Origin of the sequence: Cupriavidus cauae (assembly GCF_026210475.1) — a bacterium.
GTDB lineage: Bacteria > Pseudomonadota > Gammaproteobacteria > Burkholderiales > Burkholderiaceae > Cupriavidus > Cupriavidus cauae.
In genome coordinates, this window is sequence record NZ_CP080293.1 from 1,229,142 (window position 1) to 1,249,935 (window position 20,794).

21 protein-coding genes are annotated in these 20,794 nt (G+C 67.5%); 14 read left to right on the forward strand and 7 right to left on the reverse strand.

The window, feature by feature from the left end:
- Positions 1–90: 90 nt before the first annotated feature.
- From KZ686_RS05515 to KZ686_RS05550, 8 genes are all read left to right on the forward strand, one after another.
- Entirely contained in the window at positions 91–1,050 is a 960-nt protein-coding gene (locus KZ686_RS05515; protein WP_187829126.1) for a methyltransferase domain-containing protein, read from the forward strand.
- Positions 1,051–1,400: 350 nt separating this feature from the next.
- Complete coding sequence (locus KZ686_RS05520; protein WP_149317584.1) at positions 1,401–1,913, forward strand: DUF2244 domain-containing protein; 513 nt, start codon at positions 1,401–1,403, stop codon at positions 1,911–1,913.
- Between the two features lie 61 nt (positions 1,914–1,974).
- Positions 1,975–3,228: a cytochrome c oxidase subunit II gene (gene coxB / locus KZ686_RS05525; RefSeq protein ID WP_149317137.1), complete on the forward strand. Its 1,254-nt coding sequence runs from the start codon at positions 1,975–1,977 to the stop codon at positions 3,226–3,228.
- 39 nt (positions 3,229–3,267) lie between these two features.
- The gene (ctaD, locus tag KZ686_RS05530) at positions 3,268–4,872 is read left to right on the forward strand and encodes a cytochrome c oxidase subunit I (RefSeq protein WP_226108137.1); all 1,605 of its coding nucleotides are present in this window, start codon (positions 3,268–3,270) and stop codon (positions 4,870–4,872) included.
- Positions 4,873–4,995: 123 nt separating this feature from the next.
- The gene (locus KZ686_RS05535) at positions 4,996–5,127 is read left to right on the forward strand and encodes a cytochrome oxidase small assembly protein (RefSeq protein WP_223129672.1); all 132 of its coding nucleotides are present in this window, start codon (positions 4,996–4,998) and stop codon (positions 5,125–5,127) included.
- A gap of 39 nt (positions 5,128–5,166) precedes the next feature.
- Positions 5,167–5,793, forward strand: coding sequence for a cytochrome c oxidase assembly protein (locus KZ686_RS05540; RefSeq protein WP_149317135.1), 627 nt, complete (start codon positions 5,167–5,169; stop codon positions 5,791–5,793).
- Between the two features lie 20 nt (positions 5,794–5,813).
- Positions 5,814–6,029 carry a DUF2970 domain-containing protein gene (locus KZ686_RS05545; RefSeq protein ID WP_265633199.1) on the forward strand — a complete coding sequence of 72 codons (216 nt, stop codon included), beginning with the start codon at positions 5,814–5,816 and terminating at the stop codon, positions 6,027–6,029.
- Between the two features lie 166 nt (positions 6,030–6,195).
- Entirely contained in the window at positions 6,196–7,056 is an 861-nt protein-coding gene (locus tag KZ686_RS05550) for a cytochrome c oxidase subunit 3 (protein WP_149317133.1), read from the forward strand.
- A 206-nt stretch (positions 7,057–7,262) separates the two neighbouring features.
- Here KZ686_RS05550 and KZ686_RS05555 read toward each other — a convergent pair whose 3' ends face one another.
- The gene (locus KZ686_RS05555; protein ID WP_006577163.1) at positions 7,263–7,475 is read right to left on the reverse strand and encodes a twin transmembrane helix small protein; all 213 of its coding nucleotides are present in this window, start codon (positions 7,473–7,475) and stop codon (positions 7,263–7,265) included.
- 114 nt (positions 7,476–7,589) lie between these two features.
- Here KZ686_RS05555 and KZ686_RS05560 point away from each other — a divergent pair, with 114 nt between their 5' ends.
- From KZ686_RS05560 to KZ686_RS05580, 5 genes are all read left to right on the forward strand, one after another.
- The gene (locus KZ686_RS05560) at positions 7,590–8,468 is read left to right on the forward strand and encodes an SURF1 family protein (RefSeq protein WP_265633200.1); all 879 of its coding nucleotides are present in this window, start codon (positions 7,590–7,592) and stop codon (positions 8,466–8,468) included.
- An 18-nt stretch (positions 8,469–8,486) separates the two neighbouring features.
- Complete coding sequence (locus KZ686_RS05565) at positions 8,487–9,146, forward strand: SCO family protein (protein WP_149317131.1); 660 nt, start codon at positions 8,487–8,489, stop codon at positions 9,144–9,146.
- 10 nt (positions 9,147–9,156) lie between these two features.
- Complete coding sequence (locus KZ686_RS05570; protein WP_149317130.1) at positions 9,157–10,329, forward strand: COX15/CtaA family protein; 1,173 nt, start codon at positions 9,157–9,159, stop codon at positions 10,327–10,329.
- Positions 10,326–11,264 carry a heme o synthase gene (locus tag KZ686_RS05575; protein WP_265633201.1) on the forward strand — a complete coding sequence of 313 codons (939 nt, stop codon included), beginning with the start codon at positions 10,326–10,328 and terminating at the stop codon, positions 11,262–11,264. The genes KZ686_RS05570 and KZ686_RS05575 overlap by 4 nt, the downstream gene beginning before the upstream one ends.
- 229 nt (positions 11,265–11,493) lie before the next feature.
- On the forward strand, positions 11,494–12,123 hold the full coding sequence (locus tag KZ686_RS05580) for an SCO family protein (protein WP_149317583.1): 630 nt from the start codon (positions 11,494–11,496) through the stop codon (positions 12,121–12,123).
- Positions 12,124–12,309: 186 nt separating this feature from the next.
- Here the strand turns inward: KZ686_RS05580 and KZ686_RS05585 are convergent, their stop codons facing one another.
- From KZ686_RS05585 to rpoH, 5 genes are all read right to left on the reverse strand, one after another.
- On the reverse strand, positions 12,310–13,188 hold the full coding sequence (locus KZ686_RS05585; RefSeq protein ID WP_053821014.1) for a GntR family transcriptional regulator: 879 nt from the start codon (positions 13,186–13,188) through the stop codon (positions 12,310–12,312).
- A 227-nt stretch (positions 13,189–13,415) separates the two neighbouring features.
- Entirely contained in the window at positions 13,416–14,450 is a 1,035-nt protein-coding gene (gene puuE, locus KZ686_RS05590; RefSeq protein ID WP_265633202.1) for an allantoinase PuuE, read from the reverse strand.
- Between the two features lie 52 nt (positions 14,451–14,502).
- Complete coding sequence (locus tag KZ686_RS05595; protein WP_150084678.1) at positions 14,503–15,237, reverse strand: aspartate/glutamate racemase family protein; 735 nt, start codon at positions 15,235–15,237, stop codon at positions 14,503–14,505.
- A 76-nt stretch (positions 15,238–15,313) separates the two neighbouring features.
- Positions 15,314–16,819, reverse strand: coding sequence for an NCS1 family nucleobase:cation symporter-1 (locus KZ686_RS05600; RefSeq protein ID WP_150084679.1), 1,506 nt, complete (start codon positions 16,817–16,819; stop codon positions 15,314–15,316).
- Between the two features lie 608 nt (positions 16,820–17,427).
- On the reverse strand, positions 17,428–18,324 hold the full coding sequence (rpoH, locus tag KZ686_RS05605; protein ID WP_407648535.1) for an RNA polymerase sigma factor RpoH: 897 nt from the start codon (positions 18,322–18,324) through the stop codon (positions 17,428–17,430).
- 381 nt (positions 18,325–18,705) lie between these two features.
- Between rpoH and KZ686_RS05610 the strand changes: the two genes are divergently transcribed.
- Entirely contained in the window at positions 18,706–19,581 is an 876-nt protein-coding gene (locus tag KZ686_RS05610) for a pirin family protein (protein WP_149320095.1), read from the forward strand.
- 79 nt (positions 19,582–19,660) lie between these two features.
- On the opposite strand, the gene ybiB is transcribed toward KZ686_RS05610, so the two are convergent.
- Complete coding sequence (gene ybiB / locus KZ686_RS05615) at positions 19,661–20,677, reverse strand: DNA-binding protein YbiB (protein WP_149320096.1); 1,017 nt, start codon at positions 20,675–20,677, stop codon at positions 19,661–19,663.
- Positions 20,678–20,794 lie beyond the last annotated feature (117 nt).

A 20,794-nucleotide genomic window follows, 5' to 3' on the forward strand; every position in this document is an offset into this window, starting at 1 on the left:
GTATACTGTCGGCCCGGCGCCACCGCGCGGACCCGCCGCGCCTTCGCGCCGCGCGCCGCCGTGCCGATCCTCGTCCTTGCCGCCGCTTCCGTGTCCACGCCTCACGCCGACTCCCCCGATACCTATTTGCCGCCCGCGCGGCTGACCCGGCTCGCCTTCGACCGGCGCAGCCCCGGCTTCGCCCAGCTGGATTTCCTGCTCGGCGAGATCGGCCGGCGCATGCAGGAGCGCATGCAGCTGATCCGCATCCAGCCCGAGCGCGCGCTCGATATCGGCTGCGGCCAGGGCCAGGGCCTCGCCGCGCTGCGGGCGCAGTATCCCGACGCGCAGATCGCCGGGCTCGATATTTCGGGCGCGATGCTGGCGCAGGCGGCGCAGCGCGATCCGCAGCGCCAGCCCGGCTGGCTCGGCCGCCTGCTCGGCAAGCGGCCGACCTTCGACCTGGTGCAGGGCGATCTTGCCACGCTTCCCTTTGCCGAGGGCGCCTTCGACCTGCTGTGGTCGAACCTGGCGCTGCACTGGCATCCCGAGCCGCATCGCGTGTTTCCCGAATGGCATCGCGTGACACGGACCGACGGCCTGGCGCTGTTCTCGCTGTTCGGCCCGGACACCTTGCGCGAACTGCGCGATGCCTTCGCCGAGGTCGATGCCGAGCCGCACACGCTGCGCTTCGTCGACATGCACGATATCGGCGACATGCTGGTCCACAGCGGCTGGTCGACGCCGGTGATGGACATGGAAACGCTGACGGTCACCTACGAGACGCCCGAACGGCTGCTGCGCGACGTGCATGCCTTCGGCGGCCTGCGCCGGCCCGCGGGCGCGGGCGGTGCGCAGGGCGTGCGCGGACTGAAGGGCCGCCGCTGGCACCAGGCGCTGCTCGCCGCGCTGGAGCGCCGCCGCAATCGCGACGGCGTGATCGCGCTGACCTTCGAGATCGTCTACGGCCATGCGTGGAAGCTGCCGCCCAAGGGCGGCCAGGCCCGCGACGAACAGGGCCGTACCGTGGTGCCGATCGACCGCATCGGCCGCGGCCGCCCGCGCGGCTGAGTCGCCCCAGCCTCGCCCCGACCGCGCGCCCGCTGCGCGGCAGATCTCGCGCAAGACCGCGCACCTACGTCGCGCGGGACCTTGCATCAAGCCCCCTCCGACACCGCCGCGACCCGGCGTACATCGCGCCGCTGCACTGCCGCTGTGCACCGCCGCGCTGTGGCGCGGGCGCCGTGCCGCGCCGGACTTGGCTTGTTACGGTTGACGAAGCGCCCTATAATGCGCCAGTTTGTCGCAGTGGTCCCCTGGCACAGAAGATCGGCGTTTTAGCACCGAAGCAGTGCAGCAGTGCGGTGAAGCCGGCAGAATTCCAGGCGTGCAACCGATGCAGCGATGCAGAGTGGTTGGCGATGCAGGAACTCGGTATCGCACTCCAGACGGCGCGTGACGGGCCCGGTGATAGTCCCAACGGAGCCCATGCCGTGCCGAACAACGACTGGCTGATGAAGCGGAATTGTTCGCTGTCTCCACGCCAGGTCGGCTGGTTTTACCTCTCCATCGTCAGTATTTCCCTTGCCATCGCCTTGTTCTTCGCGTGGCGAGGGGCTTGGCTCGTGCTGCCCTTTGCGGGGCTCGAACTGGCCGGGCTGGGCGTGGCCCTGCTCGCCTATGCACAGCACGCGACAGACTACGAGCGCGTCACGCTCAGCGAGGGCAGGTTGGTGGTCGAGAAGGCCAGCGCCGGTGAGGTGACCCGCGAGGAATTCAATCCGCACTGGGTGCGGGTCGAACTGGGCGAATCGTTCCCGGCGCTGGTGGTGGTGCGCTCTGGAACGCACGCTGTGCAGGTGGGGTGTTTTCTGGACCCGTACAAGCGACGAAAGTTCGCGCAGGAACTCGTTTCAGCATTGCGCGCCTTGTAAAAGGCGGCACCGTTGGGAGCGAGGGGCAGATTCGAATCTGTAATTTGGGTAGAGACAACAAATGAAAATGTGGAAGAAGGCATCCGCAGCGTGTCTGGCAGGCGCGTCCCTGCTCGCCAGCCAGGCAGCCCTCGCTGTCGAAGACATGCCGGGCGGTCCCGCCGTGCGCCAGCTGAACCTGACCGAGCCGGTCACCAAGATCGCCGAGCAGATTCACTGGCTGAACTGGATGATGCTGATCATCTGCACGGTGATCTTCATCGCGGTGTTCAGCGTGATGTTCTATTCCATCTTCACGCACCGCAAGGCCAAGGGCTCCAAGCCGGCCTCCTTCCACGAAAGCATCACCGTCGAAGTCGTCTGGACCATCATCCCGTTCCTGATCGTGATCGGCATGGCGCTGCCCGCGACCAAGACCGTGGTCGCGATGAAGGACACCACCAACTCCGACATCACGATCAAGGCCACCGGCTACCAGTGGAAGTGGGGCTACGACTATCTGAAGGGTGAGGGCGAGGGCATCTCCTTCGTGTCCACCCTGACCACCCCGCGCGAGCAGATCAACAACGAGGCGCCCAAGTCGAACACCTACCTGATGGAGGTGGACAACGAGATGGTGGTGCCGGTCAACAAGAAGATCCGCATCGTCACGACTGCCAACGACGTGATCCACGCCTGGATGATCCCGGCCTTCGGCGTCAAGCAGGATGCGATTCCCGGCTTCGTGCGCGACACCTGGTTCCGCGCCGAGAAGACCGGCGTCTACCGCGGCCAGTGCGCCGAGCTGTGCGGCAAGGAACACGCCTTCATGCCGATCGTGGTGCGCGTGGTGACCGACGCCGAGTACACCAAGTGGGTCGAGGAGAAGAAGAAGGCGATGGCCGCCGCGGCCGACGATCCCAACAAGACCTGGACCCTGGACGAGCTGAAGGTGCGCGGCGAGAAGGTCTACGCCGCCAACTGCGCGGTGTGCCACCAGCCCAACGGCAAGGGCGCCGGCGCCTTCCCGGCGCTGGACGGCTCGAAGGTGGTCAACGGCCCGCAGGCCGACCAGATGCACATCCTGCTCGAGGGCAAGGGCGGCATGCCGTCGTGGAAGCAGCTGTCCGATACCGAGCTCGCCGCGGTGATGACCTACACCCGCAACGTCTGGAGCAACAAGACCGGCGAGGTCATCCAGCCGGCGGACTTCGTCAATGCGCGTGCAGGCAAGTTCCCCGAGGGCGGCGGCGCCAAGTCGGCGCAGGGCGCACCGGCGGACGCCAAGCCCGCCGCAGAGCAAGCCAGCGCGGGCGCCCAGGGCGCCGCGAGCTGAGCGCGTGGACGTTAGAACAGGATTTCAGGAGTTTTCGCGATGAGTACTGCTACCCCGGACGCACTCGCCCATCCGCACGACCACGCGCATGACGAACACCACGATCATCCGCATGGCTGGCGCCGCTGGCTGTTTGCCACCAACCACAAGGACATCGGCACGCTGTACCTGCTGTTCTCCTTCACGATGCTGATCTCGGGCGGCGTGCTCGCGCTGCTGATCCGCCTGGAGCTGTTCGAGCCGGGCCTGCAGTTCTTCCGCCCCGAACTGTTCAACCAGTTCACCACGATGCACGGCCTGGTGATGGTGTTCGGCGCCATCATGCCGGCCTTCGTCGGCTTCGCGAACTGGATGATCCCGCTGCAGATCGGCGCTTCCGACATGGCGTTCGCGCGGATGAACAACTTCAGCTTCTGGCTGATGCCGCCCGCCGCGCTGCTGCTGGCGCTGTCGTTCTTCGTGCCGGGCGGCGCCACCGCCGCAGGCTGGACGCTGTACGCGCCGCTGTCGGTGCAGATGGGCCCGGGCATGGACATGGCGATCTTCGCCATGCACATCATGGGCGCGTCCTCGATCATGGGTTCGATCAACATCATCGTCACCATCCTGAACATGCGCGCGCCGGGCATGACGCTGATGAAGATGCCGATGTTCTGCTGGACCTGGCTGATCACCGCCTACCTGCTGATCGCCGTGATGCCGGTGCTGGCGGGCGCCATCACCATGGTCCTGACCGACCGCCACTTCGGCACCAGCTTCTTCTCGGCGGCCGGCGGCGGCGACCCGGTGATGTACCAGCATATCTTCTGGTTCTTCGGCCACCCCGAGGTCTACATCATGATCCTGCCGGCATTCGGGATCATCTCGCAGGTGGTGCCGGCCTTCTCGCGCAAGCGCCTGTTCGGCTACAGCTCGATGGTCTACGCGACCGCCTCGATCGCGATCCTGTCGTTCATCGTCTGGGCGCACCACATGTTCACCACCGGCATGCCGGTGACCGGCCAGCTGTTCTTCATGTACGCGACGATGCTGATCGCGGTGCCGACGGCCGTGAAGATCTTCAACTGGATCGCCACCATGTGGAAGGGCTCGATGACCTTCGAGACCCCGATGCTGTTCGCGATCGGCTTCATCTTCGTGTTCACCATCGGCGGCTTCACCGGCCTGATCCCGGCGGTGGCACCGATCGACATCCAGATCCAGGACACCTACTTCATCGTGGCGCACTTCCACTATGTGCTGGTGGCGGGCTCGCTGTTCGCGCTGTTCGCGGGCTTCTACTACTGGGGTCCGAAGTGGAGCGGGTTCATGTACAACGAGGCCCGCGGCAAGGTCCACTTCTGGGGTTCGATCATCTTCTTCAACATCGCCTTCTTCCCGATGCACTTCCTCGGGCTGGCGGGCATGCCGCGCCGCTATGCGGACTACGCGATCCAGTTCGCGGACTTCAACGCGATCTCGTCGCTGGGCGCGCTGGGCTTCGGCCTGATGCAGGTGTATTTCTTCTTCTTCGTGGTGCTGCCGTCGTACCGCGGAGGCGAAGTGGCCACCGACAAGCCGTGGGAAGGCGCCGAAGGCCTGGAGTGGACCGTGCCGTCGCCGGCGCCGTTCCACACCTTCGAGGTGCCGCCGCAGGTCCGGTAACGGCATCCGACGAGGCGGGGCGGCGGGCCGCAGGGTCCGCCGCCCCGCCCCGCGGTGCCGGGCCGCACCGGCAAGCTCCGGCCTGCACCGGCCATCACCGGCCACCACCTACCCGAGAATTCGATGCAGCATCCAAACGAAAGCCCATCGCCGACCGAACGCAAGGCCGCCAATCGCCGTCTCGGCCTGATCCTGCTGTCGATCGTGCTGGTCTTCTTTTTGGGTTTCTTCGCCAAGATGATGTGGCTTGGCTGAACGGGCTGAATTGGCTGAGCCCCGCTGCAAGGTAACGAGATGAGCACGAAGCAGCCGGTTCCGACCGGCGACGTCGAGGACAAGCGCTACAACCGCGGCATGATGCTGCGGCTTCTGGTGATCGTGGGCGTGATGTTCGCCTTCGGCTATGCGCTGGTGCCGCTGTACAAGAAGATCTGCGAGATCACCGGCATCAACGTCGTCACCACGCGCGAGCTCTACGGCGCCAGCGCCGGCAAGGTCAGCCAGAACACGCAGGTCGACACCAGCCGCACGATCACGGTGGAGTTCGATTCCAACGCCCGCGGCCCCTTCGCGTTCCGTCCGGTCAAGAGCAGCATGCAGGTCCATCCCGGCGAGATGGCGACCATCGTCTACGAGGTCGCCAACGGGCAGACCCGCGATATCTCGGCGCAGGCCATTCCGAGCTACGCGCCGAAGCAGGCCACCCAGTATTTCAAGAAGCTCGAGTGCTTCTGCTTCCAGCAGCAGACGCTGAAGGCGAAGGAATCGCGCGAGATGCCGGTGGTGTTCGTGATCGACCCGGACTTGCCCAAGGACGTCGAGAACATCACCTTGTCGTACACATTCTTCGAGATCGGCACGCCGATGGCGCCCGCGCCGCAGGGCCATCTCGACCAGCCGCCGGCCAGCGCCGGCAGCTGACGCAGTAGAGGAGGGTTGCCATGGACGAACTGAAGGACGCGGTCAAACGCAAGATGTCGTTCTGGCAGACGCTGCGCGCGGTGTTCTGGTCGTTCATCGGCCTGCGCAAGGGCGCGGAACACGATCGCGACATGGCGAACCTGAACCCGATCCATGTGATCGTCGCCGGCGTACTCGGTGCCGCGATCCTGGTGGTGGTGCTGATCGGCATCGTCCGCCTGGTGGTGGGTGGATAGGTGGGCGGATAGCCGGGCGGACAGGTCGGCAAGGAACGCCGTGCGGCAGCAGGCAGCAATGGCAGGTCGGTCGAACAGGCAACACAAGACAGAAGACAGAGCGTCGTCCGCCCTCGGGCAGCCGGCGTATAACGATGAATCAGAGATCTGAGCTGGAGAAAACAGAATGAGTGCGAATCGCGCAAACGCTCCGTACTACTTCGTACCGGGCCCGTCGCGCCATCCGGTCACGGCGGCCCTGGGGCTGCTGCTGACCGCCGCCGGGGCGGCCGGGTGGGTCAACGGCCAGCCGTGGGCGCCCTATGTCTGCGTGCTGGGCATCCTGTGGTTCCTGTTCGTGCTCAAGAGCTGGTTCGGCGACGCGATCGGCGAGTCGGAAGGGGGCATGTACGGCCGCCGCATCGACATCTCGTACCGCTGGTCGATGGGCTGGTTCATCTTCTCCGAGGTGATGTTCTTCGGCGCCTTCTTCGGCGCGCTTTTCTACGCCCGCGTCTACACGATGCCGTGGCTGGGCGACCTGAACAACAAGATCCTGTGGCCCGATTTCGCCGCGGTGTGGCCGAATGCAGGTCCGGCCGGCACCGTCGAGCCGTACGAGGCGATGGGCCCGTGGCCGATCCCGACCATCAACACGGCGCTGCTGCTGATGTCGGGCGTCACGCTGACCTGGGCGCACCACGCGCTGCTGGCCGGCAAGCGCAGCCAGGTGGTGCAGGGCCTGGTGCTCACCATCCTGCTGGGCGCGGTCTTCATGGGCTTCCAGGTCTATGAATACATGCACGCCTACAGCGACCTGAACCTGAAGCTGACCTCGGGCATCTACGGCTCGACCTTCTTCCTGCTGACCGGCTTCCACGGCTTCCACGTGACGATGGGCGCCATCATGCTGACGGTGGTGCTGATCCGCGTGCTCAAGGGCCATTTCACGCCGGACCACCACTTCGCCTTCGAAGGCGCCGCCTGGTACTGGCACTTCGTCGACGTGGTCTGGCTGTTCCTCTACGTCGTGGTGTACTGGCTGTAAGCAGGCACCGGCTCGAAGGAACGGAAAACGGGGGCGCATCGCGCCCCCGTTTCATTTGCCGGGGCCGTTTCGATTCAGGCGGCGCCGACCCGATCCTTTAGAATGCGGACATCGCCGTGCGTTGCCTGCCAGTCCAAAAGCAAGCGCCGCAGGAATCCCATCCCTGCGGCGCTTGCTTTTTGTCCGGCTGTCGAAGGTGCCCGGTGCTACGGTCCCGTGCGGATGCCCGTGCTTTCGATCCACCCCATCCAGTACGAGAACAGGATGAACAGGAACAGCGCGATCGACAGGCCGACACGAACCGTCAGCGAACGGACCATATGCGCGCTCGACTTGCCGCGGTCGCGCATCATGAAGAACAGGGCGGAGGCCAGGCTGGAGACGATCAGGATGAAGGCAATGACGATGACGATGCGCATGGCGGCGGTCGGGACAAGGGTGCGTCATTATCGCACCGCGTTCCCGCGGCCGTTTCCGCCGTTCCGGCTGTTCCCGCCGCTGCGGCCCATCCAGCAGCTCGCGCCGCTCCAGCGATGAAGCTGCTGCGCGCCCTGAGCCCGGTGCCGACGGTGGCGGCGCTGGTCGTCATCGCGGTGACCTGTGCGCTCGGCAACTGGCAGCTGGGCCGGGCCCACGACAAGATCGCCCGCGCCGAGCGGCTGCGCGCGCTGGCCGAGGCGCCGCCGCTGCGGATCGGCACGGCGCCGCCGCCGCTGCCCGCGTCTGATCTGGTCTCGCGCAAGGTGGTCGTGCGCGGCCGGTTCGACCCGGCCCACACCGTGCTGCTGGAAAACCGTCCGCACGGCAACGGGCAGGACAGCCGCTCCGGTTTCCTGGTGCTGACGCCGCTGCGGCCCGACGATGCCGCGGGCCCCAACGGCACGCATGCCGGCACCGGCACCGGCACCGGCACCGGCACCGGCACCGGCACCGGCACTGAGGCCCCCCGCGCCGTGCTGGTGCTGCGCGGCTGGCTGCCGCGCGACGCGCAGGATCGCAACCGCATCGCGCCGTTTCCGACGCCCGAGGGCACGGTGACGCTGCAGGGCGTGGCACTGGCCGATGTGCCCAGGGTCTATCAGCTCGGCGGCGCCGAGGCCCAGCGCGGCGAACGCATCCGGCAGAACCTGGACCTGGACGCCTTCGCCGCCGAACTGGGTACGCCCCTGCAGCCCTTCGTGCTGCAGCAGCGCAGCGACACCGGCGATGGCCTGGCGCGCGACTGGGCCAGCGCCGACCTCGGCGTCGAGCGCCACTACGGCTATGCCTTTCAGTGGTATGGTCTGGCCGCGCTGACGCTGGTATTGCTGGTGGCGCTGACCTGGCGGCGTGCCCGGCGGCTCGCGATGCCGGCGGATGCCGGCGGGGCCACGGCCGCGGCCCCCGCGGGCGGTGCCCGCCACGACGATTAATCACTCCAACGACTATCCATGCCTTCCGATCCCGCCACGGCCAAGCCGGCCGCGCCGCAAGACTCCCGCAGCGATCCGCGCATCGATGCCCGCACGCGCCGCGGCCGGATCCAGATGCTGTTGCTGCTGCTGGTCTGCGCCTCGCCGGTCATCGCCTCGTATCTGACCTACTACGTGTTCCGGCCGGCCGGCGGGCAGACCAACTACGGCACGCTGATCGAGCCGCAGCGCCCGGCGCCGGCCGTGCGCGTGACCGACGAACGCGGCCAAGCGGTGCCGCTGCAGGACTTCAAGGGCAAATGGCTGCTGGTGTCGACCGACAGCGCTGCCTGCGACGAGGCCTGCGCGAAGCGGCTGTTCACGATCCGGCAGATCCGGGCCGGCCAGGGCAAGGAGCGTGAACGCATCGTGCCGGTCTGGCTGGTCAGCGACGACGGTCCGATCGATCCGCGCCTGACGGCGGCCTACAACGAGCCCTATGCCGGCGTGCGCTTCCTGCGCATGGACCGCGAGCAGATCCGCGGCTGGCTGCCGCCCGCGGAAGGGCAGGCCGTCGAGGCGACGCTGTATCTGGTCGATCCGCTCGGCAATCTGATGATGCGGTTCCCGAAGGACCCGGACCCGAAGAAAGTGCATTCGGACCTCAGCCGCCTGCTCAAGTACAACCGCATCGGCTGATGGAGGGCCCATGCTGACTCAACTCGCCCTGATCGGCCTGCTGCTGGCGCTGCTGCCGCTCAGCTACGTGCTGGCCCGCGGCAGCCGCGACAAATACCGCAAGCTGGTCTGGATCACCGCCTTCCTGACGCTGGACCTGATCATGTTCGGCAGCTTCACCCGGCTGACCGACTCGGGCCTGGGCTGCCCGGACTGGCCCGGCTGCTACGGCCATTCGAACCCGTATGCCGCCGTCGAGCACATTCGCGCGGCGGAAACCGCGCTGCCGAGCGGGCCGGTGACCTGGGCCAAGGCCTGGATCGAGATGCTGCACCGCTACTTCGCCATGGCGGTCGGCGTGCTGATCATCGCGCTGGTGGTGCTGGCCTGGAGCAAGCGCCGCGAGCTGAAGCAGTCGCCCTGGTTCGCCACCGGCGTGCTGCTGCTGGTCTGCGTGCAGGGCGCGTTCGGCGCCTTCACGGTGACCATGAAGCTGCAGCCGATCATCGTGGTGACCCATCTGCTGCTGGGCATGGCGCTGCTGGCGGCGCTGATCTGGCTGGGATCGCGCAGCGACCCGCCGCGCACGATCGCGCCGGCCGCGGCCGGCCTGCGCTGGCCCGGGCGGATCGCGCTGGCGCTGCTGGTGATCCAGATCTTCCTCGGCGGCTGGGTCAGCACCAATTACGCGGTGCTGGCGTGCACCGACTTCCCGCTGTGCAACGGGCAATGGATTCCGGAGATGGATTTCCGCCACGGCTTCACGCTGTGGCGGCAGCTTGGCATGACGGCCGACGGCGATTACATCCCGCATTCGGCCCTGGTGGCGATCCACTGGGTGCACCGCGGCTTTGCGGTCGTTGTGCTGGGCTATCTGGCCTGGTTCGCGCTGCGCACGCGCCGCTTTGCGCCGCTGGCGCGGGCCTCGCACTGGCTGCTGGCGGTGCTGGTACTGCAGTTGGCGACGGGTTTGTCGAACATCGTGCTGGATTGGCCGCTTTTGCCGGCAGTCGCCCACAATGGCGGCGCGGCGGTGCTGCTGATGCTGTTGGTCAGGCTCAATTACAATATAGGGCTCGCGACCCGTGCCGCCACCGCCGCGGCCCCCGGTTCATTCGATCGCGCCCCCGCTGCCGCCCCTGACGCCCCGGCTCCCGATGCCGCCGGCGCAAATCGCCCGGCCGACACGGCGCGCGCCTCATGAAAGACAAGACTCCCGTGGCCACCACCGCTACCCAGACCCAGCAACCGCCCAGCCGGCTGCGCCACCTCGCCCGCCAGTACGCCGCGCTGACCAAGCCGCGCGTGACGCAGCTGGCGGTCTTCTGCGCCATCATCGGCATGTTCCTCGCCACGCCCGGCATGGTGCCGTGGCGCGTGCTGATCGGCGGCGCGGCGGGCATCTGGCTGCTGGCGGCCGGCGCCTTCGCGATCAACTGCCTGGTCGAGCAGAAGGTGGACGCGCTGATGCGCCGCACCGCGTGGCGCCCGTCGGCGACCGGCGAAATCGGCACCAGCCAGATCCTGGTGTTCTCGCTGGTGCTGGGCGGCGCCGGCATGTGGCTGCTGCACGTGTTCACCAACGACCTGACGATGTGGCTGACCTTTGCCACCTTTGTCGGCTACGCGGTGGTCTACACGATCCTGCTCAAGCCGGCCACGCCGCAGAACATCGTGATCGGCGGCCTGTCGGGCGCGATGCCGCCCGCGCTGGGCTGGGCCGCCGTCGCCGGAGACGTGCCCGCCGAGGCCTGGTTCCTGGTGCTGATCATCTTCACCTGGACCCCGCCGCACTTCTGGGCGCTGGCGCTGTACCGCCGCGCCGACTATGCGAAGTCGGGCCTGCCGATGCTGCCGATCACGCATGGCGAGCGCTTCACGCTGCTGCATATCCTGCTGTACACGCTGGTGATGATCGCGGCCACGCTGCTGCCCTTCGTCTACGGCATGAGCGGCTACATCTATCTGGCGGCGGCGCTGGTGCTCGGCGGCATCTTCCTGGCCTACGCGTGGAAGCTGTACCGCCAGTACTCGGACGCGCTGGCGCAGCGCACCTTCCGTTTCTCGATCTTCTATCTGTCGCTGCTGTTCGCCGCGCTGCTGATCGACCACTACTTCAAGTTCGTGCCGCAGCCGTGATGGCGGCCCGGCCGCGACAAGATGTCGCGGCCAACGCCCGGTGCGCCGCGATCGGCGATACTAGCCGCTGCTGGCGGCGCGCCTGCCGCGCCACCTCAGGCGCCGGCACACGCGGACAAGCGCGAACAAGACGCGAACACGCCGCCAACAAAGCCGCCAACAAAGCCGCCAACAAAGCCGCCGACAAGCGGCCGACATGTCCCCGGACAAGCCCAATCGAACCGATACCATGCGCACCGCCTCGTTTTCCTCGTCCGTCTTCCCCTTCCTGGCCAAGCTGCGGCGCTTTCTGCTGGTCGCGCTGCTGGCGCTGGGCCTGGCCGCCTGCGGCCAGCAGAAGCCGACCTTTCAGAATATCGATGTGACCGGCGGCAGCGAATTCGGCAAGGACTTCAAGCTGACCGACCACACCGGCAAGCAGCGCACGCTGGCGGACTTCAAGGGCAAGGCGGTGGTGATGTTCTTCGGCTACACCCATTGCCCGGACGTCTGCCCGACCACGATGGTCGAGTGGAAGACCGTGATGGAGCAGCTCGGCCCCGACGCCGACCGCGTGCAGGTGCTGTTCATCACCGTCGACCCGGAGCGGGACACGCAGGCGCTGCTGGCCCAGTACGTGCCGGCCTTCGATCCGCGCTTCCTGGGCATGCGGCCCGCCGACGAGGCGGCGCTGCGCCAGCTCACCAAGGACTTCAAGGTGTTCTACGCCAAGGTGCCGGGCAGTTCGCCGGGCAACTACACGGTCGACCATTCCGCCGGCAGCTATGTGTTCGATCCGGAAGGGCGGCTGCGGCTGTTCATTCGCCACGGCCAGGGCACCGAGCCGATCGTCAAGGACATGAAGCAGCTGCTGTCCTGAGCGTCTCGATCGACCCCCCAAGGACATGGGTCCGGAGTCCTCTGGTCCCGTGTCCTCAGTCCCGAACCCTCAGTCCCGAGTCCTCAGTCCCGAACCCTCAGTCCCGAGTCCTCAGTCCCGAGTCCTCAGTCCTGAACCCTCAGTCTGTCCTGAGTCCTCGGTCCTCAGTGCTCGGTACTGCGCGGCTCAGCCCTTGTTGAAGATGCTGTAGAAGTCCGGCGCCCCGACTTCGGTCACGGTCAGGTCCAGCGACCCTTCGATGTGCTCCAGATGCTCGCGCATCACCGCGCGCGCCGCGCCCTCGTCGCGCTTCTCGATCGCCGCGATCAGCTCGCGGTGCTCGTGCTCCGGGCAGGCCGGCGCGCCGGGCCGGTCATACAGCGTGATGATCAGGCAGGTCAGCGAGACCATCTCGCGGATGACCTTCTCCAGGATGGCGTTGCCCGCCATTTCCGCCAGCAGGATATGGAATTCCCCCGATAGCCGGATCACCGCGGCGCGGTCGCCGCGCGCGCGCGCCGCGTCTTCTTCCTGCACGTGCCGCTGCAGGCTGCGGACCTTGGCCGGCGTCGCGTGGCGCGCCAGCGTGGCGGCCAGCTCCGGCTCGATGACCTGGCGCGTCTGGAAAACCTGGTGCGCTTCCTCGACCGTCGGGCTGGCGATGAAGGCGCCGCGGTTCGGCACCAGCGTGACCAGCTTCTCGTGCGCGAGCCGGGCGAACACCTGGCGGATGCGGGCGCGGCTCGCCCCGGTCACCTCGCACAGCCGCTCCTCGACCAGCTTGGTACCGGCCAGCAGCCGGTGTTCCATGATGGCGGACAGCAGGCTCAGATAGATCGCCTCGGTGGCCGACGCCTCGGCGGTGCCGTTCTCCGGGCTGTCGGCGGCATTGGCGGCAGCGGCCTCGGCGGCGTTCATGGTGTGGGCGTCCTCAGCCGGCGAGGCAGCGCCGCGGGCGGACGTCCGGCGGGCGGCGGGTTTGCCGGCGGCCGTCTTGCGCCCGGCCGGCGTGGGCGCCGAGGCGGCAGCGGTCTTGCCGCCGGTCGGCTTGCGAAGAGAAGACATTGTGACGATGCGCGGTGGACTTTGTCACCGCGATTGGCGACGAACGATCCGCATATCGTACACAAAGCGCGCGGCACCGGTCCGAAACGTCGCCGGGCGCGCGCGCCGATGGAAGGATCGGGCCCGGCACCGCGACGATGCGCGCAGCGTGCCGTGGAGCCATCCGCGCAACAGCGTGCCATCCAGTCGTCCGCGCAGCGTGCCATCCAGCCATCCGCGCCGCCCCTTCAGAGTGCCAGCGACAGATCGCCCTGTACGGCCGTCGCCATCGGCGCACGTACCGATCCCGGATGGGGATGGGTCTCGATCCAGTGCCGCGCAATATCGATCCGGCGCGCGATCCAGACCTTGTCGTGCGACTGCACGTAGTCCAGGAAACGCTGCAGCGCGCGAAAGCGCCCAGGCCGCCCGAGCAGCCGGCAATGCATGCCGATCGACAGCATCTTCGGCTGGTTCAGCCCCTGGGGATCGCCCTCGGCGTACAGCACGTCGAAGGCGTCCTTCAGGTACTGGAAGAACTGCTCGCCGGTGTTGAAGCCCTGCGGCGTGGCAAAGCGCATGTCGTTCGAGTCCAGCGTGTAGGGCACCACCAGATGCGGCTTCGTCTCGCCGTTGCTCGTCCGCACCTCGGTCCAGAACGGCAGGTCGTCGCCGTAGTAGTCCGAGTCGTAGACGAAGCCGCCGTGCTCGACCACCAGGCGCCGCGTATTGGGGCTGTCGCGGCCGGTGTACCAGCCCAGCGGCGCGCTGCCGGTCAGCTCGCGGATGATCTGCATCGCGATGCGCATGTGCTCGCGCTCGGTGGCCTCGTCGATGTTCTGGTAATGGATCCAGCGCCAGCCGTGGCAGGCGATCTCGTGGCCCAGCTCGACGAAGGCGCGGGTCAGCTCGGGATGGCGCTGCAGCGCCATCGACACCCCGAAGATGGTCAGCGGCAGGCCGCGCTGCTCGAACTCGCGCAGGATGCGCCAGACGCCGGCGCGCGAACCGTATTCGTAGATGCTCTCCATGCTCATGTGGCGGTCGGGGTAGGCCGCCGCGCCGACGATCTCGGAGAGGAACTGCTCGGACGCCGCGTCGCCATGCAGCACGCAGTTCTCGCCGCCTTCCTCGTAATTGAGCACGAACTGCAGCGCCACGCGCGCGCCGCCCGGCCAGTGAGCATGCGGCGGCCGCGCGCCGTAGCCGATCAGGTCGCGGGGATAGGGTTGGCCGGCATCGGCACCGGCCGGCGAGCGGGAAGCAGTGAGCGGAGTGGACATGATCTGCGGTATGCGGAAATCGATGAAGGCGGTAAGCGATGAAGGCCGCGCCTCAATTGATCGCGAACGGTGCCAGCATGCCGGCGTAGGCCTTCGGCAAGGGCCTGGCCCAGTCGCCGCGCTTGCTGGTGCGCAGCCGGATCGCGACCAGCGACTCGACCATCTTGACCGCCGACACCACGCCGTCGATGACCGGCGCGCCGATCGCCTCGGATATCTCCTCGCACAGGTCGGTCATGCCGGCGCAGCCGAGCACGATGCAGTCGCTGCGGTCCTGCGCCAGCGCCTGGCGGCACGACTCGGTGATGATGCGGCGCGCGTCGGAGCCTGGCCGCTCGAGCTCCAGCACCGGCAGATCGCAGGCGTGCACGTTGCGGCAGAACCGTTCCATGCCGTAGCGCTCGGCCAGATGCCACGCGATATTGCAGGTGCGCGCCAGCGTGGTGACGACGCTGAAGCTGGTGCCGATCAGGCTGGCCATGTGCATGGCGGCCTCGGCGATGCCGATCACCGGCCCGCGCGCCATCTCCCGTGCCGCGTACAGCCCCGGATCGCCGAAGCAGGCGATCACGTAGCCGTCGACGCCGTCGGCCTCGCCCAGCCGGATCTCCTCGAGGATGCCCGGCACCGACAGCGCCTCGTCATAGTGGCTCTCGATGGAAGCGGGTCCCATGCGTGGGCTGACCGCAATGATGCGCGTGTCGGGCGAGGCCACGGTGCGGGCGCACTGGCCGATCTTGTCGGTCATGCTTTGCGTGGTATTGGGATTGATGATCTTCAGCTTCATGGCAAACGTCGGGTGGTCGGATCGTCGGGGTCGTGGAGTCGTCGAGGTCGTCGTGGCGTCGGGTCGTTGTGGCCGGTCAGGCGGCCGCGAAGAAATGCGGCATCATGCGGCGCGCCAGCACGCGGTACAGCACCAGCGCAATGCCCATGCCGATGAACCAGCTGTAGTTGGCCAGGCCCTGCCAGGCCGGCACCACCACGCACAGGATCGGGATGATCGCGGCCGGGATCATGGTGGCGATCGCCACCGGGTTGTAGCCGCGGGTGTACCAGTACTTGCCCTGCGGGCGCATCGTGTACAGGTCGTCGACGTCGACCTGCTGGCGGCGCACCAGGTAGTAGTCGGAGATCAGGATGCCGAACAGCGGCCCGATGAAGGCGCCCAGCACGTCCAGCGTGTAGTGGATGACCTGCGGGTTGTTGTACAGATTCCAGGGCGTGATGAAGATCGAGCCGACCGCGGCGATCATGCCGCCGGTGCGCCAGCTGATGTGCCTGGGCGAGACGTTGGAGAAGTCGAACGCCGGCGAGACGAAGTTGGCGACGATGTTGATGCCGATGGTGGCGGTCATGAAGGTCAGCGCGCCCAGCACCATCGCGAAGGTGCTGTCGATATGGCTGACGGTCTCGACCGGATCGGTGATCAGCTTGCCGAACACCGGCAGCGTGGCCGAGGTGGTGATCACGGTCAGCAGGGAGAAGCCGAGGAAGTTGATCGGCAGCCCCCAGAAGTTGCCCTTGCGGACCGCGCCGAAGTTCTTCGCGTAGCGGGAGAAGTCACCGAAATTCAGCATCGGGCCGGAGAAGTACGAGACCACCAGCGCGATCGCGGTCAGCATCACCGGCACCGCTTCCCAGCCGCTGTACTTGACGAAGCTCAGCGTGAAGCTGACGTTGCTCCAGCCTGCCTTGTTCACCAGCCAGATCGCCAGCAGGATCATCACCACATAGACCGCGGGGCCGGCCCAGTCGATGAACTTGCGGATGGTTTCCATGCCGGTCCAGAACACCAGGGCCTGCAGCACCCACAGCGTCATGAACGCGGCCCAGCCCAGGGTCGACAGTCCGGCGAAGCCATGCAGCTTGACGTCGGCATAGGGCGCCAGCGACGGGAAGAAATGCAGCGCCAGGATCAGGAAGGCCGAGGAGGCCAGATAGGTCTGGATGCCGTACCACGCCACCGCGATCAGGCCGCGGATCACCGCCGGGATATTGGCGCCGAGCACGCCGAACGAGGCCCGGCAGATCACCGGATACGGCGTGCCGGTGACCTGGCTGGGCTTGGCCACCAGGTTGCAGAAGAACTGCACGATGACGATGCCGACCAGCAGCGCCACCAGCACCTGCCAGCTTGTCAGGCCCAAGGCGAACAGGCTGCCGGCCGTGATATAGCCGCCGACGCTGTGCACGTCCGACATCCAGAAGGCGAAGATGTTGTAGGTGCTCCAGGTCTGCTTCTTCAGCGGCGCCAGGTCTTCGTTGGTCAGGCGCTCGTCGTACGACGGCTTGATCAGCGCGTTGCCATGGTGGACGGACGCGCTGTCCTGCAGCTCGGCGGCGGCAGGCGCGGTGGTGTGCATCATGCTTGTCTCCTCAAGGCGATGCCATGCGGTGGCCGGCGCGCGGGCGCGCCGGGCGGGCGGTGTGGATCGAATGGATCGGGAATCCGCTCTCAGGATTTGTTTGTAGACAAGATTGTCTACAAAATCGTTTGTAGTTGTGTACGGATTTGTAGATCACGCCTTGGTGATTGTCAACATCACGGCGGGCGGATGCGGGCAAACCCCGAGGAGGAGGAGGCGCGTGGGGGCGGGGCGGGGAGGCGCAGGTGGCGTTGGCGGCCTCGGGAGCGGTGGCAGGAGGCGCCGTCAGGAGGCGGTGGTGGCGCGAGGCGGCGTCGGAAGGCGGTGGCGGAAAGGGGTGGCGAGAGGCGGCGTCGGAAGGCGGTGGCGGAAAGGGGTGGCGAGAGGCGGCGTCGGAAGGCGGTGGCCGAAAGGGGTGGCGAGAGGCGGTGGCGAGGGGCGATGGCGAGGGGCGGTGGCGAGGGGCGATGGCGATGGGCGATGGCGAGGGGCGGTGCGGGAGGCAAAGGAAAAGGGCCGGGTCCTTGCGGAACCCGGCCCTTCACCCCGCCGTCCCCGCGTATGCGGGGGCCCGGCGGCTTACGGCTTGCTGCTTGCCTCGGCGTCCATCATGCGAAGGCCTGCAGCGCGCCCTTCATCTTCTTCATCGCGGCGGACTCGATCTGGCGGATCCGCTCGGCCGAAACGCCGAACTCGTCGGCCAGCTCATGCAGCGTGGCGCCGCCCGAGCCGTCGTCGTTGACCTGCAGCCAGCGCGCCTCGATGATGCGGCGGCTGCGCGGATCGAGCTTGGTGAGCGCCTGCTCCAGGCCTTCCACCTGCATCCGGTCCTGGCGCTTGGCCTCGAGCACGCGGGTCGGCTCGTTGTGGTTGTCGGCCAGGTAGGCGATCGGAGCGAACTCCTCCTCGCCGTCGTCGACCTGGCCTTCCAGCGCCAGATCGCCGCCCGACAGACGGGTTTCCATCTCCATCACTTCTTCCGGCTTGACGTTCAGCTCGCGCGCGACCGCGTCGATCTCGTCCGGCGTGAAGGTATGGGCGCTTTGCTTGTGGCTGCGCAGGTTGAAGAACAGCTTGCGCTGGGCCTTGGTCGTCGCGACCTTGACCATGCGCCAGTTGCGCAGCACGTACTCGTGGATCTCCGCCTTGATCCAGTGGATCGCGTACGACACCAGGCGCACGCCCTGGTCCGGGTCGAAGCGCTTGACGGCCTTCATCAGGCCGATATTGCCTTCCTGGATCAGGTCCGCGTGCGGCAGGCCGTAGCCCAGGTACTGGCGCGCGATCGATACGACCAGGCGCAGGTGCGACATCACCAGCCGGCGGGCGGCCTCGACCGAGTCGTGGTCGCGCAGCTCGCGCGCGAGCCGCTGCTCCTCCTCGGCGGTGAGCATCGGAATACGGTGGACAGCCTGGATATAGCTGTCGAGATTGCCCAGCCCGGCGGGCAGGGTCAGGGCCATGCTGTTGGCGCGCTGGGGCACCATCGGCAGGGTGTTGTTCATGGTGATCGAATCGGCAGACAGGACTGCGTTCACTCAGGGCTCCTTTCGCATCCGGCGGGCGGCGTGCCCGCGTGTCGGAAGCATCAACGGCGTCGTCGCCGGCGCTTCCCACACTGCAATGCAACGCATATTAGCACTCCAGCCGGGTGAGTGCTAATTGGAGTCCGGTCCGCCGTGATAGTTCCAGAGTATCGGAGAAAATATTCCATAGCGGTTTAGGCTCGCCGGAAGGCCTCCTGCGTAACGTCGGCGGGCGCGGACATGAGTTCGTTAGAGCGTCGGCTCCGCTGCCGGTTCTGCTGCAGGGTCCATGCCATGGAGCCGCAGGGGCTACACTTGCCAGCACTGCCTCGATCCGCTCACGTCTCTGGAGTGTCAGTCATGTCCGCCATTGAACATTTGTTGAAACCGCATGTAAGAGATATCGGCGACTTCTCGGTGCGGCGTGTGCTGCCCTCCGCCGCCGCCCAGACCGTGGGGCCGTTCATCTTCTTCGACCATATGGGTCCGGTCGAACTGCCGCCCGGCCACGGTATGGATGTGCGCCCTCATCCGCATATTGGCCTTGCCACCGTGACCTATCTGTTCGAAGGCGAAATCGTCCATCGCGACAGCGTCGGCAGCGAACAGACGATCCGGCCTGGCGACGTCAACTGGATGACCGCCGGCAGCGGCATCGTCCATTCGGAGCGCTCGCCCCAGGCCGCCCGGGACGCCGGCCCGCGCCTGCACGGCATCCAGACCTGGGTCGCGCTGCCGCGCGAGCATGAGACCGTCGCGCCGTCGTTCTTCCACCATCCGGCGGCGACGCTGCCGCAACTGGTCCATGGCGGCGCCCGCATCACGGTGATCGCCGGCGATGCCTTCGGCGCGCGCTCGCCGGTGCAGGTGTTCAGCCGCACGCTCTATGCGGCGCTGGAACTGGACGCCGGCGCCAGCCTGGCGATTCCGCCCGAGCACGAACAGCGCGGCCTGTATCTGGTCGACGGCGCCGCCGCGATCGACGGCACCGCGCTGCCGGCCGAGCATCTGGCAGTGCTGACGCCGGGCGCCGAGGCCACGGTCACCGCGCTGGAGCCGTCGCGGCTGATGCTGCTCGGCGGCGAACCGGTGGACGGCCGGCGGCATATCTTCTGGAATTTCGTCGCCAGCAGCCGCGAGGCGATCGAGGAAGCGGCGCGGCGCTGGGAGAACGACGAATTCCCGCACGTGCCGGGCGAGACCGAACGGATTCCGCTGCCGCCGCGGCGGGTTTGAAAGGCGGGCGTCGTGGTTTGCGCCCTTCTCCCGCGGGCGAGAGAGGGGCGGGGAGAGGGGGGGAGTGGGAAAGGCCTTGCTACAGCGGGCTGACCCAGCTGACCCGCGCGCTCTCCCGCAGGCAGCCGCGGATCGTCTCGATCTGCGTCGCGATCGGCGCCGGCACCGGCACGGCGCCGGACAGCACCTGGCGGATCCACGCCGCCGTCAGCGCCACGTCCGTGCCCGGCGGCAGCGCCGGCACGTCGGCGACCGAGCCCGACATCGGATCGACCAGCGTGCGCTGATGGCCGTCGTGCAGCCAGTCGATACGGCTGCCGCGGCGGGCGTCGGCCACCACCTCGCCCTCGGTGCCGCGCGCCAGCAGCACGTTGGCCGGCTCGTGCGAGAAGTAGTCCGTCAGCGTTTCGCGGTATTCCGGGTGGGTGTAGCTGTAGAGCCGCAGCGCCTCGGCCGGCGTATGCGCCCCGACCGGCTGCAGCATCTTGACGATGGTGTGCGAGGAATTGCGCAGCCCGATCACGGTGCGCTTGTCGAGCAGCGCCGACAGGGCCGGCGACAGCACGTCGATCGGCAGCACGGCCAGCGGGCCGGGATCGGCATCGCCGCCGGCACCGGGCTGCGCGAGCCGCCGCGCGGCTTCGTCCACCGTCGCGCACGGCGGGATCCCCAAGGCCTCGAACAGCATGATGCTGGTGACCCGCTGATTGAATTCGCGCGTGCCATGCACCAGCACCGGGATGCCTTCCCGTGCGAGCAGCAGCGCCAGCAGCGGCACCAGATTGGGCTGCTTGCGGGCGCCGTTGTAGCTGGGAATGACCACCACCTGGCGCTCCGGCGCCGGCAGCGGCAGGCAATGCGCGTGCGCGGCCTCCAGCATGCCGGCGAGCTCGTGCGGCGCCTCGCCCTTGATCCGGTACGCCATCAGCACGGCGCCCAGCTCGAGGTCCGAGACGCGTCCGGACAGCATCGCGTCGAACAGCAGGCGGGCATCGTCGCGCGGCAGGGCGCGCGCCCCGGCGACGCCGCGGCCGATTTCCTTGATATAGGGCGCCGCGGAAAAGGCGGGCGAGGTGTCGTGGCGGTCAGCGGGCATGTCGGTGCGCTAGGGGTAGGGCAATACGGTAAGGGCGGTGCGCCAGGGGCATTGCGCGGCCATGCGCGCACAATGCGGTAGCGGCGGTGCCGCGAGGGCGGCGTGGTCAGCGCGCTT